Here is a 14,399-nt window from a genome sequence, read left to right on the forward strand (position 1 = left end):
GCCACATCTTTCTTTGAGGCACCTGAATGAGCTTTCCGCTGTTTGACCTGTCCGGCCGGCGTGCGCTGATCACCGGCTCCAGCCAGGGTATCGGCTTTGCCTTGGCGGAAGGTCTTGCGGCGCATGGCGCCGAGATCGTCGTCAATGGCCGCGATGTCGAAAAGGTCGCTGCAGCCGTTTCTGCTTTGCGGGATAACGGCCATGTCGCCAATGCGGCGGCCTTCGATGTGACCGGCCGAGACTCAGCCGCCGAGGCGATTGCCATCATCGAAAGCGAAATCGGTGCGATCGATATCCTGATCAACAATGCCGGCATGCAGTTTCGCTCGCCGCTGGAGGATTTTCCGGCCGACAAGTGGGAGCAACTGCTGGCAACCAACATTTCCAGCGTCTTTTATGTCAGCCAGGCGGTGGCCCGGTTCATGATCGGCCGTGGCCGTGGCAAGATTATAAATATCGCCTCGGTCCAGAGCGAACTCGCCCGTCCCGGCATCGCGCCCTATACCGCGACCAAGGGTGCCGTCAAAAACCTGACGCGCGGAATGTGCGCCGACTGGGCGCGCCACGGATTGCAGATCAACGCAATCGCGCCCGGTTATTTCCGGACGCCGCTCAATCAGGCCCTGATCGACAATCCGGAGTTTTCAGATTGGCTGGAAAAGCGTACACCCGCAGCGCGCTGGGGCAATGTCGAAGAGCTGGTCGGCTCGGCTGTTTTCCTGGCGAGTAACGCGTCTTCCTTCGTGAATGGACACACACTTTATGTCGATGGTGGTATCACAACATCTCTCTGAAAATTCCGGCCTGCCGGTCATCGTCATGGGTGTCAGCGGCTGCGGCAAGACTTCGGTTGGTGAACGGCTGGCCGCTGCCTTGAATTGCGGGTTCATCGAGGGCGACAGCCTGCATCCGCCTGCCAATATCGAGAAAATGTCGGCTGGCATCCCGCTGGATGATGACGACCGCTGGCCTTGGCTCGATATCATCGGCGGTTTGGTCGGCGATAGTGTTGCGCGTGGCGAGCGGGTTATCGTGTCCTGTTCGGCGCTGAAGAAAATCTACCGCGACCGGTTGCGGGCTGCGGCTGGTGGCCATCTGGCTTTCGTTTTTCTGGAGGGATCGCGCGCCGTTTTCGACAAACGCATGAAGGCTCGCGCCGGTCATTTCATGCCGTCTTCCCTACTCGACAGCCAGTTCGCAGCGCTGGAGCCGCCGATTGTCGAACCGGGTGTCGTGACCGTCGATGTCGATCTGCCGCTTGCTAATATCGTCGAAAAGGCGCTGGCCGGACTGCAAGATTTGTCGACACGCTGAGGCGCCCTTCCGGGCAAAAGCGCTTTACAACGCTGCCTGCCTTTGATCTGTCAGACGCCAATATTGTCTGGATTTCAAGGGAAGAGGAACGATGAAACTTTTGCGCTATGGGCCGCTTGGCTCCGAAAAGCCGGGTGTTCTCGACAAGGACGGCCAGATTCGCGACCTGAGCAGCGTGATCGCCGACATCGGCGGCGAGGCGATCAGCGACATAGGCTGGGCGAAGGGGCTGGATATTGACAGCCTGCCCGTGGTTGGCGGCAGCCCGCGGTTGGGCGCCTGCGTTGCTGGCACCGGCAAATTCATCTGCATCGGCCTGAACTATGCCGATCATGCCGCCGAAACTGGGGCAACCGTGCCGCCAGAACCGGTGATCTTCATGAAAGCGACATCGGCAATCGTCGGCCCGAACGATGACGTGCTTATTCCGCGCGGATCGGAAGCGACGGATTGGGAGGTCGAACTCGGCGTGATTATCGGCAAGAAAGCCAAATACGTGTCCGAATCCGATGCACTGGAGCATGTTGCCGGTTACTGCGTCATCAACGACGTGTCCGAGCGCGATTTCCAGACCAAGCGCTCCGGCCAGTGGACCAAGGGAAAATCCTGCGACACGTTTGGCCCGACCGGTCCGTGGCTTGTGACCAGGGACGAGATTGCCGATCCGCAGAACCTGAAGATGTGGCTGACGGTCAATGGCGTCAGCAAGCAGAACGGGTCGTCGAAGACCATGGTTTATGGCGTTGCGCATGTGGTCAGCTATCTCAGCCAGTTCATGACCCTGCATCCCGGCGATATCATTTCAACCGGCACGCCGCCGGGCGTCGGCATGGGCTTCAAGCCGCCACAATATCTGAAGGCCGGCGATGTCGTCGAGCTCGGGATCGAAGGCCTCGGCACGCAGAAGCAGACTTTCGTTGCCGACGTTTGATTGCTGCGGTTAACCTTGGTAAGGGCGCGGTGTTTCGGCACGGCGCCCTTTTTCATGCGCTCACGTATCGATCTTCAGCTTGACGCGATCGGCGGCGAAGCGGGTGCGGGAAAATTGCACCGGCACGCCCTCCGGGTCGGCATTGATGGCGGTTGCCTCAATGACGATGGCGCCGGGGGAAAGGCGAAGTAGCGCCAGTTCCGCCGCATCGGCGTGGCGCGCCACCAGTTCGGTTGAGACGCGCACGTAATCCACCAATCCCTGCGCCATGAAGGCCTTGGTAATCGAGTGCAGGCGTTCGAATTCTTCGGCCATGGCCGGAAACCGGCCTTGTGGGAAGAAACTGGTGGAGCAGGAAACCGGCCGCCCATCGGCGCTGCTGACCAGATCAAGCTGGATGCAGGACGCGCCAGGGGGAATTTTCAGGCCGGCGGCGACTTCGCCAGCGGCCGGCAAAACCGCTTGGGCCAGAAGCTTTGCCTCGGTCTCGCGGGCCTGACCTCCCAGCCCTTGTGAAAACCGGGTGCGCCGCGAAATCGGAAAACTCAGCCGCTCCTTGCGCTGGATTATCGTGCCCCGGCCCTGAATCGCTTGCACCAGTCCTTCATCGGCAAGCGCGGCGAGAGCGCTGCGCACCGTATGACGGTTGACACCGAACTGTGCGGCGAGCACAATTTCGGGTGGCACCATGCCCGTCTGGTCGTAGTCGCCATTGCTGATCGATAACCGGATAAGATCGGCGATCTGCCGCCACAATGCGACCCCGGTCTGACGCTCAACCGCTTTTTTAGCATTCATGTCACAAGCCCGTCATGTGGACATTCTAAAAGCAGAACATCAAATGTATTGTTGTCTATATTAATAGACATTTCGGACGGAAGCAATGGACGCGATCAAAGAAAATACCGGCACGGCGGTGAGCGAGCGAAAGCGGGCGATGGGCCTGCTCGCCCGTGCTTCCACGGAAGAACTACAGGCAAGCTGGCTGGCGATCGAGCCCAAGCCGGAGGTGCATCCTGTGCGCGGGCCTGAAACCGGCCTCGTCATGGTGCGTGGTCGCGTCGGCGGTGGCGGCGATCCCTTCAATCTCGGAGAAGCGACGGTGAGCCGCGCAACGGTGCGTCTCGCCTCGGGCGAAATCGGCCATGGGCAGTTGCTCGGCAATGACCGGGAAAAGGCGCGCCTCGCTGCGATCTTCGATGCGCTTCATCAGCGGCCGGAACATCGGCCGGCTGTCGACCAGCTAATTGATGCGGTGGAAAGCCGCATTCAAGCCGAAGACCGCAAACATGCCGAACAAACGGCGGCGACACGGGTCGATTTCTTCACCATGGTCCGGGGAGACAACTGATGGGCGCTCAAACCGAAATCCATGCCAGCGCCTATGCCGGCGCGTTCGCCGATCCGGTCTTCCAGTCGCAGTCGGTGTTCCGCGCGCTGATGGATGCCATGGCGCGTCCGGGCACGATCACGCCGCTCGGCGCCTCTGCCACGCCGCCCGCACCGCTCGGTGCCGGTGCCGGAGCAATCGCGCTGACGCTTTGCGATGACGGCACGCCCGTATGGCTGACAAATGCCCTGGTTCAATCATCTGTTCCCGCCTGGCTGTCCTTCCACGCTAGCGCGCCGGTGACAAACGTCAAGCCGGAGGCACGTTTCGTTTTCATCGAGGCTGGCGGTATTGTTCCGGGCTTCGATCAGTTTGCGCTCGGCACGCAGGAATATCCTGACCGTTCGGCCACTCTGGTGATCGAGATCGCCTCGCTGACCGGCGGACCGGAGTTTGTTGCCGCGGGACCGGGCATCAAGGATGAAACCATCATCGCGCCTAAAGGCCTGCCGGATATCTTCCTGACGCTCTGGGCGGAAAACCAGGGCCTGTTCCCTCGCGGCGTCGATCTGATCCTCGTTGCCGGCACCGATGTCCTGTGCCTGCCGCGCACCACAAAACTTCGCCGCCGGGAGGTCTGAACCATGTATGTTGCTGTCAAGGGCGGCGAAGCCGCTATCGCCAATGCGCATCAGCTTCTCGCCGACCGCCGCCGCGGTGACCGGTCTCTACCGGCCATCTCGATCGACCAGATCGTCGCGCAGCTCGGCCTTGCGGTCGACCGCGTGATGGCGGAAGCCTCGCTCTACGATCGGGAGCTCGCTGCTCTTGCCGTCCGTCAGGCGCGCGGAGACATGATCGAGGCGATCTTCATTCTGCGCGCCTATCGCACCACCTTGCCGCGTTTCGGCATGTCGGTGCCGGTGGATACCGCAAAAATGAAGATCGAGCGCCGCATTTCGGCGACCTACAAGGACTTGCCCGGCGGCCAACTGCTCGGCCCGACATTCGACTACACCCACCGCCTGCTCGACCCGTCGCTGCTGACCGATGAGCCGGTTGCTGAACCCCTGCGCCGGACGGTAGACGAAAGCTCGATGATGCGGGTGTCCGACATCCTTGCCGGCGAGGGCCTGATCGAGAGCGACGGCCATATGCCGGAGGATCACGTGCCGGGCGACCTGACACGCGAGCCGCTGGAATTTCCGCTGAACCGCGATTTGCGCCTGCAGGCTTTGGCGCGCGGCGACGAAGGCTTTTTGCTGGCGCTCGCCTACTCGACCCAGCGTGGTTACGCCCGCACTCATCCCTTCGTTGGCGAGGTCCGCATCGGCGAGGTCGAGGTCGAGCTCGATATTCCCGAACTTGGTTTTGCCGTATCGCTCGGCCCGGTCCAGGTGACCGAGTGCCAGATGGTCAACCAGTTCCAAGGCTCGGCCAAGAACCCACCGCAGTTTACCCGCGGTTACGGCCTGGTGTTTGGCCAGAGCGAACGCAAGGCGATGGCGATGTCGCTGGTCGACCGGGCGCTTCGCGCAGAGGAATTTGGTGAGGATATTGTCGCCCCGGCGCAGGACGAGGAATTCGTCATCTCGCATTCCGACAACGTCCAGGCGACCGGTTTCGTCGAGCACTTGAAACTTCCGCACTATGTGGACTTCCAGGCCGAACTCGATCTCGTCCGCCGTATGCGCGCCGAGTACGATGCACGCAACGGGGTGGAGAAGAATGATCCCATCCGGGATGCGGCCGAATGATAGAGGACCTCTCCCACATCACCTTCGTCGTCAGCGATCTTGAGAGGATGACCGGCATTCTCCAGACCGTCTTCGGCGCGAAACAGGTCTATGCCAGTGATGAGATGCAGTTCTCGCGATCTGCGGAAAAGTTCTTCACGATCGGCGATCTCTGGATCGCCATCATGCAGGGCGAGAGCCTGAGCGAGCGCACCTACAACCACGTCGCGTTCAAGATCCGTGACGAGGATATCGACATCTATCTGGAGCGCATCCAGTCGCTCGGCCTTGACCTCATGCCACCACGGCCGCGTGTCGAAGGTGAGGGCCGCTCGATCTATTTCCATGATGCCGACAATCATCTGTTTGAACTTCACACCGGCACGCTCGCCGAGCGGCTGGATACCTATTCCCGTTTGAAGGAGGCAGCCGAATGACTGACCTTGCCACCTACAATTTCGCTTACCTCGACGAACAGACCAAGCGGATGATCCGCCGGGCGATCCTCAAGGCGATTTCGATACCCGGCTATCAGGTTCCGTTTGCATCGCGCGAAATGCCGATGCCCTATGGCTGGGGCACCGGTGGCGTGCAGGTCACGGCGGCGATCCTCGGACCAAAGGATGTGCTGAAGGTCATCGACCAGGGCGCCGACGACACGACCAATGCCGTCTCTATCCGCGCCTTCTTCCAGAAGGTTGCCAATGTCGCAGTGACCACCAAAACCCGCGAAGCGACGATCATCCAGACGCGCCACCGCATTCCCGAGGAGACGCTGACGGCCGGTCAGACGCTGGTTTATCAGGTTCCGATTCCCGAACCGCTGCGTTTCCTCGAGCCGCGCGAGACCGAAACCCGCAAGATGCATGCGCTGGAAGAATACGGCCTCATGCATGTGAAGCTTTATGAGGATATCGCCCGCAACGGCCACATCGCCACGACCTATGCCTATCCGGTCAAGGTCGAAGGCCGCTACGTCATGGATCCGTCGCCGACCCCAAAATTCGACAATCCGAAAATGCACATGTCGGAAGCGCTGCAGCTGTTCGGTGCCGGACGTGAAAAGCGCATCTACGCGGTTCCGCCCCATACCGACGTCGTCAGCCTCGATTTCGAGGATCATCCGTTCGAGATCCAGCATTTCGACAAGCCCTGCGCGCTGTGCGGCGCCGAGCACGTCTATCTCGATGAAGTCGTTCTCGACGACAAGGGCGGACGTATGTTCGTCTGCTCGGACACCGACCATTGCGAGGATCGCCGCGAGCATGGTCATGCGGGCGAGATGCTGGCGCGGCAGGAGGCGGCCGAATGAGGGGTTTGGTAGCGTATTCGGCTTGCAAGCTGCCGCAGGCTCCCACTTCTCCCCAGCGGGGAGAAGTGCCGAGCGAAAGCGAGGTGATGAGGGGACCTTTCCGCACACTCCGAAATGGCCGCACCGCCCCCTCATCCGGCCCTGCCGGCCACCTTCTCCCCGCTGGGGAGAAGAGGAAGCAAGCCGCCGCTCGCCTTCCTTCAAGCACTTACTTGCTCAACATGGAAATCGCCCCATGACCCAGACACCGCTTCTCAAAGTCAACGACGTGTCGAAATTCTACGGCAGCCGCATCGGATGCCGCAATGTATCCTTCGAGCTGTGGCCCGGTGAAGTTCTTGCCATCGTTGGTGAATCCGGCTCAGGCAAGACAACGTTGCTGTCCTGTCTCTCCACCCGGCTGATGCCCAGTTCCGGCATTGTCGAATACCATATGCGCGACGGCCAGTACCGCGATCTTGCCCGTATGGGGGAGGCGGAGCGCCGCTTCCTGATGCGCACCGATTGGGGCTTCGTGCACCAGAACCCGGCCGATGGCCTGCGCATGACGGTGTCTGCCGGTGCCAATGTCGGCGAGCGGCTGATGGCGGTCGGTGATCGGCACTATGGCAATATCCGCGCTACGGCCGCCGACTGGCTGCGCCGCGTCGAGATCGAGGAAGACCGCATCGACGATCAGCCGCGGTCGTTCTCGGGCGGCATGCGCCAGCGCCTGCAGATCGCCCGCAACCTCGTCACGTCCCCGCGTCTGGTGTTCATGGACGAGCCGACCGGAGGTCTTGATGTCTCTGTTCAGGCCCGCCTGCTCGATCTGGTGCGCGGCCTCGTGCACGACCTCGGCCTTTCGGCGATCATCGTTACCCATGACCTTGCGGTCGCACGCCTTCTGTCCCACCGGATGATGGTGATGAAGGATGGTTTGGTGATCGAGCAGGGCCTGACCGACCGGGTGCTTGACGATCCGCGCGAGCCGTACACCCAGCTCCTCGTTTCCTCCATTCTGCAGGTCTGAGCATGGTTCCGAAAAGTGGAAACCGGTTTTCGGACCAAACCATGCTCCAAAAGGAGAAATAGTCATGGCCACTCCCCTCGTTGTTTCCGAAGTCGCCAAAAGCTTCACCATGCACCTGCGCGACGGTATCCGACTGCCGGTCGTCAATGGCGTGTCGTTCTCCGTCAAGAAGGGCGAGTGCGTCGTGCTCGGCGGTCCGTCCGGTGTCGGCAAGAGTTCGATCCTGAAAATGCTCTACGGCAACTATGCCGTTGATGCTGGCCAGATCCTGATCGAGCATCAGGGCCACCTGGTCGATCTCGCTCATGCAGCCCCCCGCGCGGTGCTGGAAGTCCGGCGTGATACGCTGGGTTATGTCAGTCAGTTCCTGCGCGTCGTTCCGCGCGTGTCGGCACTCGATGTCGTTGCCGAACCGCTTCTGGCGCGCGGGGTCGAGCAGGCCGCAGCGCGTGAAAAAGCGTCCGGCCTGCTGGCGAAACTCAACCTGCCGCGTGAACTCTGGCAATTGCCGCCAGCCACTTTCTCGGGTGGTGAGCAGCAGCGTGTCAACATTGCCCGTGGCTTCATTACGGATCATGCGATTCTGCTGCTCGACGAGCCGACGGCATCGCTTGACGCGACAAACCGCCGTGTCGTTGTCGAGATGATAGCCGCCAAGAAGGCCGAGGGTGTTGCCCTGCTCGGTATCTTCCATGACGAGGAAGTGCGTGACGCCGTCGCCGACCGCATCCTTGATGTATCTGCCTTCTCGCCGCGAAAGGCTGCCGCATGAGCCAGAAGCTGAGCGAAGAGCCGACGATCCATGCAACTGCCACCGTCAACCAGTCGACGCTTGGCCGTTACACGGAAGTCGGTGATCGTTGCCGCCTCGACGAGGTCGAGTTCGGGGATTATTCCTATATCGAGCGCGACGGCATGATCTGGTGCGCGACGATCGGAAAATTCGCCAATCTGGCGGCATCCGTTCGCATCAATGCCACCAACCATCCGACCTGGCGGGCGACGCTGCACCATTTCACCTACCGCGCCTCGAACTACTGGCCGGACGCGGACATGGAGCAGGATTTCTTTGCCTGGCGGCGCGAAAACCGCGTCGTCATCGGCCATGATGTCTGGATCGGCCATGGTGCGACGGTGCTGCCCGGGGTCACGATCGGCAACGGCGCGGTCGTCGGTTCGGGAGCGGTCGTCTCCAAGGATGTCGAACCCTACACCATCGTCGGAGGCGTTCCGGCCAAACTGATCCGCGAGCGTTTCGGCAAGGATATTGCCGGCCGTTTCGAAAAACTGGCCTGGTGGGATTGGGATCACGGCAAGCTGCGCGATGCCCTCGACGATTTCAGAATGCTCGATGCGGACGCATTCCTTGCCCGTCACAATGCCTGACGTTTGCAGCACCAATCCCCGCCTGTGCGGGGATTGTGGACTGTAACGAAAACGACATCAAACTGACATTCCCCCTTCATCAACCGCCATTATGGCAAGGGCCTATTGTGCCACTGCCAAAGGACGACTGCTCATGTTTCAGCTGAAGAATGTAACACGTCAGTTCGGCAAGAAAATTGCCGTCAACTCGGTTACCTTCGACATCCCGCAGGGCCAGATGGTCGGCATCATCGGCCGGTCCGGTGCGGGCAAGTCGACACTGCTCCGGATGATCAATCGTCTCAATGACGTTTCGTCCGGCTCCATCCATTTCGGCGCTCTGGAAGTGTCGTCGCTGCGCGGTGCAGCGCTTCGCAACTGGCAGCGCGATTGCGCCATGATTTTCCAGCAATTCAATCTGGTGCCACGTCTCGACGTGCTCACCAACGTCTTGCTCGGCCGCCTCAATCATCGCTCGACGGTGCTCAGCGTCCTCAACATGTTCACCCGTGAAGAGCGCATCATGGCAATCGGCGCGCTGGAACGTCTGGGCATCGAACAGACGGCGCTGCAGCCCGCAGGCACCCTGTCCGGCGGCCAGCAGCAGCGTGTTGCCATTGCCCGCGCCCTGATGCAGCAGCCGAAGATGCTGCTGGCCGACGAGCCGATCGCCTCGCTCGATCCGCTGAACGCCAAGATCGTCATGGATGCGCTGCGCGATATCAACGAGCGCGACGGCATCACCGTCGTCACCAACCTGCATACGCTGGATACGGCGCGAAACTACTGCGAGCGCATCATCGGAATGGCGCATGGGCAGGTCGTTTTCGATGGTCAGCCGCAGGAACTGACAGCTGCAGCCGTCGCTGAAATCTATGGCTCAGGCGCCGAGCTCGATGAATCGATGACATCGACAAGCATCAACATTCCTGCTGCGCAGGACAATGCGAAATCCGCCGGCGTCAAACCGCTGGCACTGGCCGGGCTCTAAGGAGCGAGCCGGGATCGAAAGCCCGCGTCAAGGGCAGAGCTTTGCAACCGAATGTGAACCGGCGCCGCCGGGATAACAGGAGAAGACCCTTATGTTGAAGAAAGCACTTTTGAGCGCCGTTGCGCTCTTTGCCCTCGTCGGCCACGTTCAGGCCGAAGACCTCAAGGAATTCCGCGTCGGCATCATCGGCGGTGAAAACGAAGCCGACCGCCTGCGCAATTACCAGTGCCTCGGCGATCACCTGAAGACGGCGCTGAATGTCGAGAAGGTCTCGTTCTTCCCGGCTGCCGACTATGACGGCGTTATCCAGGGCCTGCTCGGCGGCACGCTCGATTATGCAGAACTCGGTGCTTCCGGCTATGCCAAGATCTTCCTCGCCAAGGCTGACGCCGTCGAGCCGATCCTGACGACCGAACAGTCCGACGGTTCGACCGGCTACTACTCGATCATGCTTGCCCGCAAGGACAAGGGTTACACCAGCGTTGCCGATCTCAAGGGCAAGAAGCTCGGCTTTGCCGATCCGGACTCCACATCGGGCTACCTGATCCCGAGCGTGACCCTGCCGGAAACGATCGGCATGCCGGTCAAGGAATTCTTCGCTGAGACCGGTTTCGGCGGCGGCCATGAAAACCTCGTTCTCGAAGTGCTCAAGGGCACCTTCGATGCTGGCACGACCTTCGGTTCGGGCATTGGCGAGTTCAAGGACGGCTACACCTCCGGCAACCTGCACAAGATGGTCGAAAAGGGCGTTGTCGACATGAACGACCTAGTCGAACTGTGGCGCTCGCCGCTGATCCCGAACGGCCCGATCGTCGTTCGCACTTCGATGAACAATGACATGAAGGCAAAGTTCAAGCAGTTCATGCTCGATCTGCCGAAGACCGATGCAGCCTGCTTTGCCGGCGTCATGGGCGGCGACTTCAAGGGCTTCGTCGAAGTCAATTCGGACTTCTACAAGCCGATCATCGACGCTCGCAAGTCGACCATCGGCGGCTGATATCGCCCGCATTAAAAGCGCTGGCCGGCTATCCCGGCCAGCGCTCCTTGTTTAAGCAGTCTCGGGGCATGACGTCCTTCGAGGCCTCGTGTTTGCCGGAGACTTCATGGCCACGTCAGCGCTTTCCACGACCCTGAGCGACAATGGCGCCGTGGTCGAACGCCACTGGCAGGAGCTCAATCTCCGCCGCCGCACCTACACATTCCTTGGCCTTGCGCTGCTCGCCGTGGCGCTGTCCGGGTCGCTCTGGTTTGCCAATGCGACCAATGCCGGCAAGTTTTTCGACCGCCTGCCCTATTTCTTCGATTTCGTCGGCGACCTCGTGCCGCGCGATGGCGCCGAAATCGGCCGGGCGATGTTCGATCTGCCTTCGCCTTACGACGATGGCAGCCTGAAATACAATTATCCCGAAGGCCGGATGTATCTGACGGACAGCATCTATGTGCCCGAATATTTCTACAAAATGCTGGAAACGCTGAATATCGCGATCTTCTCGACCATCTTCGGCATGTTCTTCGGCTTCATCCTCTGTTTCTTTGCCGCCCGCAACCTGATGCCCAATCCCTGGGTTCGCGGCTTGGCCCGGCGCATCATGGAAATCCTGCGCGCCTTTCCGGAAGTGGTGATTGCCGGTTTCTTCCTCGCGATCCTGTCCCTCGGGCCGATCCCGGCAATGATCGCCGTTTCGATCCATACGGTCGGTGCGCTCGGCAAGTTGTTCTTTGAAGTGGTCGAAAATGCCGACATGAAGCCGGATGAAGGCCTGCGCGCTGCCGGTGGCAACTGGTTCGAGCGCGTCTGGTTCGGCATCGTGCCGCAGGTTTTGCCGAACTTCATGAGCTATTTCCTGCTGCGTCTCGAAATCAACGTGCGCGCTTCCACTATTATTGGTGCTGTCGGCGGCGGTGGTATCGGCGAGCCGTTGCGGCTGTCGATCAGCCAGGGTCATGAAGCCAAGACCTTGGCGATCATCATTCTTCTGTTCACGACGATCATTGCCGTCGATCAGTTTTCCGCATGGCTGCGCCGCCGCCTCGTTGGTGATCAGGCCTTCCAGTTGGCGCAATAGGAGGCGGCCCCATGACCGTAAACACGATGATGAACACCGCGCAGATGGACGCGATTGCTGCCCGTCACCCGCATCTTGTCAAAGGTTCGGCCAACAAGCGCATCCGCTCGATCCTGGTTTTCGCCGGTATTGGCCTCTACATGGTCTACAGCTGGTGGTTTTTCTCGATCGGCCAGGTTCTGGCCAACGCCAACTGGGGCATTGCCGGCACTTATCTGGCCGACTGGGTTTCCTATGAGGTCCGGCCTGACATCAAGATCGCGGCCGATGGCACGATGCAGGTCGTCTATCCGCGTTACTCGCCGCTCGGTCCCGACGCAAAGCCCGAATGGGTGAAGATCGAGACGAAGATGGTTGAGCGTACCATCGATGTCCCCGCCGCAGCACAACAGGCCGCTCCGAAAAAGAGTTCCAGCTTCAGCTTCATGGCACCGAATGCAGCCGTCGGAGGCAGCACCCAGGCAGGCGCCCGGGCGGAAACCCGGACCGAAGAAGTCGTCAGCCGCGCCACTGTCAATTTCAACAGCACCACCAGCATCGATGTAATCGACGGCAAGGTCACGGCCACGCATGGCGGCGAGACCCTGTTGATCGATCTTGAGCATTCCGCGGGTGTAACGCCGGAAGGCGCCCTTCCGGAATGGGCGACGCAGAAGCGTCCGGGTGAAAAGATCACGCTTGCCTTCGGGATGACCGGCTGGGCTGATGTCGACAAGGAAAAGATCAGCATCCACAACCGCTTTCCCGGCTGGGCAAACTTCATTTTCGATACCAACTCGCCGTTCTTCAACAAGTCCTTTGGCGAAGTGATGAGCCTGATCACCAGCGGCGAGCGTCTGGATCCAAGCCGTTCCAACCTCTCGCTCGCCTGGAACAACATCCTCTACAATTCCGAATGGCAGCATCTCGACGTCTGGACCAAGCTGCTGCAGACCATCGTCATGGCCTTTGTCGGCACACTGTTTGCCTCGATCATCGCGTTCCCGTTGTGCTTCCTCGCCGCGCGAAACATCACCCGCAATGGTTTGCTCAACCAGATTATAAAGCGGTTCTTCGACTTCCTGCGATCGGTGGACATGCTGATCTGGGCGCTATTTTTCACCCGCGCCTTCGGCCCCGGACCACTCGCCGGCATGTCGGCGATCTTCTTCACCGACACCGGTACGCTCGGAAAGCTCTATGCCGAAGCGCTGGAAAACATTGACGACAAGCAACGCGAGGGCGTGAAATCGGTCGGTGCTGCACCGCTTGCCGTGCAGCGGTTCGGGGTCTTGCCGCAGGTTCTGCCGGTCTTTGCCAGCCAGGCCTTGTATTTCTGGGAATCCAATACGCGCTCGGCGACCATCATCGGCGCTGTGGGTGCTGGCGGTATCGGCCTGAAACTGTGGGAGGCGATGCGGACGAATTCGGATTGGGAAAACGTCTGCTATATGGTTATTCTGATCCTCATCGTCGTCTTCATCTTCGACAGCGCCTCCAATTTTCTGCGCTCGCGTCTGATAGGCCAGAAAACACATTGAACTATGGGTGGCGGATCACTGCCACGATCACGATAATGTCACGAAGAGCGCGTAGCGACAGCGTCAATTCGGCTGTTCCAACGCTCCAGCGGCATCTCTGCAGGGAATGACCAGTGCGCTACGCATTCTATATCTCGCCCGATGAAAACGCCCCGTTGACGGCTGCCGCAGAACGGTGGCTGGGAGCGAACCCGTTTACGAGTGAAATTCATGAGCTCAAGCCCGCAGGTGATTTCAGTGCCGCGGAATTGACCGCCCTGACGGCCGACCCGCGCCGCTACGGCTTTCACGGAACGCTGAAGGCACCCTTCCTGCTGGCGCCGGGCAAAACCGAAGCGCAGCTTCTGGAGGATTTTCAGGCGTTTTCTGAAAAATGCCCGCCGTTCGACATTCCGGAAATGATGCTCGGCCAGCTGGGCCCGTTCTTCGCCCTTGTGCCGGCGGCCGATTGTCCAGAACTGCAGGCTCTGGCCGACGAGACCGTGCGGTATTTTTCTCCTTTCCGCGCGCCGTTGTCTGACGCTGATATCGCCCGTCGCAAGCCCGAAACACTCGGCTCGGTGATGCGCAGCAATCTGCTGGAATGGGGATATCCCTACGTCTTCGAGAGCTTCCGTTTTCATATGACGCTGACGGGCGCGGTGCCGGTTGAACGGCAGGGAGCGATGCGGGCGCTGCTGGAAGAAGCCTTCGCACCCTTTATCGGCAAGCCGCTTGCGGTGACGACGCTGGCACTGTTCACCGAACCCGAACGCGGCGCGCCCTTCACAGTTCACTCGCTTTTGCCGCTCGGCGGCACGTCCAAACGAAAGATGGCATGAC

The 14,399-nt window shown here is 60.4% G+C and carries 17 protein-coding genes; 16 read left to right on the plus strand and 1 reads right to left on the minus strand.

The genetic code is table 11. The features are described from left to right. Positions 1-26 precede the first annotated feature (26 nt). The 3 genes from ASC96_RS08590 (at position 27) to ASC96_RS08600 (ending at position 2,245) form a co-directional block, all read left to right on the plus strand. Positions 27-794 (plus strand): SDR family oxidoreductase, encoded by a 768-nt coding sequence (locus tag ASC96_RS08590; RefSeq protein WP_060502604.1) that lies wholly within the window; start codon positions 27-29, stop codon positions 792-794. Continuing rightward, entirely contained in the window at positions 763-1,314 is a 552-nt protein-coding gene (locus ASC96_RS08595; protein WP_244481949.1) for a gluconokinase, read from the plus strand. The genes ASC96_RS08590 and ASC96_RS08595 overlap by 32 nt, the downstream gene beginning before the upstream one ends. 91 nt (positions 1,315-1,405) lie before the next feature. After that, the gene (locus ASC96_RS08600; protein WP_060502605.1) at positions 1,406-2,245 is read left to right on the plus strand and encodes a fumarylacetoacetate hydrolase family protein; all 840 of its coding nucleotides are present in this window, start codon (positions 1,406-1,408) and stop codon (positions 2,243-2,245) included. A gap of 60 nt (positions 2,246-2,305) precedes the next feature. Here ASC96_RS08600 and phnF read toward each other — a convergent pair whose 3' ends face one another. Further along, positions 2,306-3,043: a phosphonate metabolism transcriptional regulator PhnF gene (gene phnF / locus ASC96_RS08605; protein ID WP_060502606.1), complete on the minus strand. Its 738-nt coding sequence runs from the start codon at positions 3,041-3,043 to the stop codon at positions 2,306-2,308. An 85-nt stretch (positions 3,044-3,128) separates the two neighbouring features. Between phnF and phnG the strand changes: the two genes are divergently transcribed. The 13 genes from phnG (at position 3,129) to ASC96_RS08670 (ending at position 14,398) form a co-directional block, all read left to right on the plus strand. After that, entirely contained in the window at positions 3,129-3,596 is a 468-nt protein-coding gene (phnG, locus tag ASC96_RS08610) for a phosphonate C-P lyase system protein PhnG (protein WP_060502607.1), read from the plus strand. Beyond that, positions 3,596-4,216 carry a phosphonate C-P lyase system protein PhnH gene (gene phnH, locus ASC96_RS08615; RefSeq protein ID WP_060502608.1) on the plus strand — a complete coding sequence of 207 codons (621 nt, stop codon included), beginning with the start codon at positions 3,596-3,598 and terminating at the stop codon, positions 4,214-4,216. The genes phnG and phnH overlap by 1 nt, the downstream gene beginning before the upstream one ends. Positions 4,217-4,219: 3 nt before the next feature. Beyond that, a complete protein-coding gene (locus tag ASC96_RS08620; RefSeq protein WP_060502609.1) occupies positions 4,220-5,332 on the plus strand; it encodes a carbon-phosphorus lyase complex subunit PhnI in 1,113 nt (370 codons plus the stop codon). Beyond that, positions 5,329-5,748: a FosX/FosE/FosI family fosfomycin resistance hydrolase gene (gene fosX / locus ASC96_RS08625; RefSeq protein ID WP_060502610.1), complete on the plus strand. Its 420-nt coding sequence runs from the start codon at positions 5,329-5,331 to the stop codon at positions 5,746-5,748. The genes ASC96_RS08620 and fosX overlap by 4 nt, the downstream gene beginning before the upstream one ends. Further along, positions 5,745-6,623: an alpha-D-ribose 1-methylphosphonate 5-phosphate C-P-lyase PhnJ gene (locus ASC96_RS08630; RefSeq protein ID WP_060502611.1), complete on the plus strand. Its 879-nt coding sequence runs from the start codon at positions 5,745-5,747 to the stop codon at positions 6,621-6,623. Before fosX ends, ASC96_RS08630 begins: the two co-directional genes overlap by 4 nt. Before the next feature lie 235 nt (positions 6,624-6,858). Beyond that, a complete protein-coding gene (gene phnK, locus ASC96_RS08635; protein WP_037097042.1) occupies positions 6,859-7,635 on the plus strand; it encodes a phosphonate C-P lyase system protein PhnK in 777 nt (258 codons plus the stop codon). Between the two features lie 64 nt (positions 7,636-7,699). After that, positions 7,700-8,407, plus strand: a complete 708-nt coding sequence (gene phnL / locus ASC96_RS08640; protein ID WP_060502612.1) for a phosphonate C-P lyase system protein PhnL — start codon at positions 7,700-7,702, stop codon at positions 8,405-8,407. Next, a complete protein-coding gene (locus ASC96_RS08645) occupies positions 8,404-9,021 on the plus strand; it encodes a DapH/DapD/GlmU-related protein (RefSeq protein WP_060502613.1) in 618 nt (205 codons plus the stop codon). Before phnL ends, ASC96_RS08645 begins: the two co-directional genes overlap by 4 nt. A 133-nt stretch (positions 9,022-9,154) precedes the next feature. Beyond that, on the plus strand, positions 9,155-9,991 hold the full coding sequence (gene phnC / locus ASC96_RS08650) for a phosphonate ABC transporter ATP-binding protein (RefSeq protein ID WP_060502614.1): 837 nt from the start codon (positions 9,155-9,157) through the stop codon (positions 9,989-9,991). Positions 9,992-10,082: 91 nt separating this feature from the next. Next, a complete protein-coding gene (phnD, locus tag ASC96_RS08655; protein ID WP_060502615.1) occupies positions 10,083-10,988 on the plus strand; it encodes a phosphonate ABC transporter substrate-binding protein in 906 nt (301 codons plus the stop codon). A gap of 106 nt (positions 10,989-11,094) precedes the next feature. Beyond that, positions 11,095-12,057, plus strand: coding sequence for a phosphonate ABC transporter, permease protein PhnE (gene phnE, locus ASC96_RS08660; RefSeq protein WP_060502616.1), 963 nt, complete (start codon positions 11,095-11,097; stop codon positions 12,055-12,057). Positions 12,058-12,068: 11 nt separating this feature from the next. Then, entirely contained in the window at positions 12,069-13,577 is a 1,509-nt protein-coding gene (phnE, locus tag ASC96_RS08665; protein WP_060502617.1) for a phosphonate ABC transporter, permease protein PhnE, read from the plus strand. Between the two features lie 113 nt (positions 13,578-13,690). Beyond that, a complete protein-coding gene (locus ASC96_RS08670) occupies positions 13,691-14,398 on the plus strand; it encodes a DUF1045 domain-containing protein (protein WP_060502618.1) in 708 nt (235 codons plus the stop codon). Position 14,399 lies beyond the last annotated feature (1 nt).

This window comes from Rhizobium sp. Root1204, assembly GCF_001424965.1.
In the GTDB taxonomy this organism is placed as follows: Bacteria; Pseudomonadota; Alphaproteobacteria; order Rhizobiales; family Rhizobiaceae; genus Pararhizobium.

Bases quoted from the DNA above. Each gene is read 5' to 3' on its own strand.
- ASC96_RS08645 (WP_060502613.1), top strand. From the start codon at position 8,404: ATGAGCCAGAAGCTGAGCGAAGAGCCGACGATCCATGCAACTGCCACC.
- phnG (WP_060502607.1), top strand. From the start codon at position 3,129: ATGGACGCGATCAAAGAAAATACCGGCACGGCGGTGAGCGAGCGAAAG.
- phnE (WP_060502617.1), top strand. From the start codon at position 12,069: ATGACCGTAAACACGATGATGAACACCGCGCAGATGGACGCGATTGCT.
- ASC96_RS08630 (WP_060502611.1), top strand. From the start codon at position 5,745: ATGACTGACCTTGCCACCTACAATTTCGCTTACCTCGACGAACAGACC.
- ASC96_RS08590 (WP_060502604.1), top strand. From the start codon at position 27: ATGAGCTTTCCGCTGTTTGACCTGTCCGGCCGGCGTGCGCTGATCACC.
- phnH (WP_060502608.1), top strand. From the start codon at position 3,596: ATGGGCGCTCAAACCGAAATCCATGCCAGCGCCTATGCCGGCGCGTTC.
- ASC96_RS08600 (WP_060502605.1), top strand. From the start codon at position 1,406: ATGAAACTTTTGCGCTATGGGCCGCTTGGCTCCGAAAAGCCGGGTGTT.
- fosX (WP_060502610.1), top strand. From the start codon at position 5,329: ATGATAGAGGACCTCTCCCACATCACCTTCGTCGTCAGCGATCTTGAG.
- ASC96_RS08595 (WP_244481949.1), top strand. From the start codon at position 763: ATGTCGATGGTGGTATCACAACATCTCTCTGAAAATTCCGGCCTGCCG.
- phnF (WP_060502606.1), bottom strand. From the start codon at position 3,043: ATGAATGCTAAAAAAGCGGTTGAGCGTCAGACCGGGGTCGCATTGTGG.
- phnK (WP_037097042.1), top strand. From the start codon at position 6,859: ATGACCCAGACACCGCTTCTCAAAGTCAACGACGTGTCGAAATTCTAC.
- phnL (WP_060502612.1), top strand. From the start codon at position 7,700: ATGGCCACTCCCCTCGTTGTTTCCGAAGTCGCCAAAAGCTTCACCATG.
- phnD (WP_060502615.1), top strand. From the start codon at position 10,083: ATGTTGAAGAAAGCACTTTTGAGCGCCGTTGCGCTCTTTGCCCTCGTC.
- ASC96_RS08620 (WP_060502609.1), top strand. From the start codon at position 4,220: ATGTATGTTGCTGTCAAGGGCGGCGAAGCCGCTATCGCCAATGCGCAT.
- phnE (WP_060502616.1), top strand. From the start codon at position 11,095: ATGGCCACGTCAGCGCTTTCCACGACCCTGAGCGACAATGGCGCCGTG.
- phnC (WP_060502614.1), top strand. From the start codon at position 9,155: ATGTTTCAGCTGAAGAATGTAACACGTCAGTTCGGCAAGAAAATTGCC.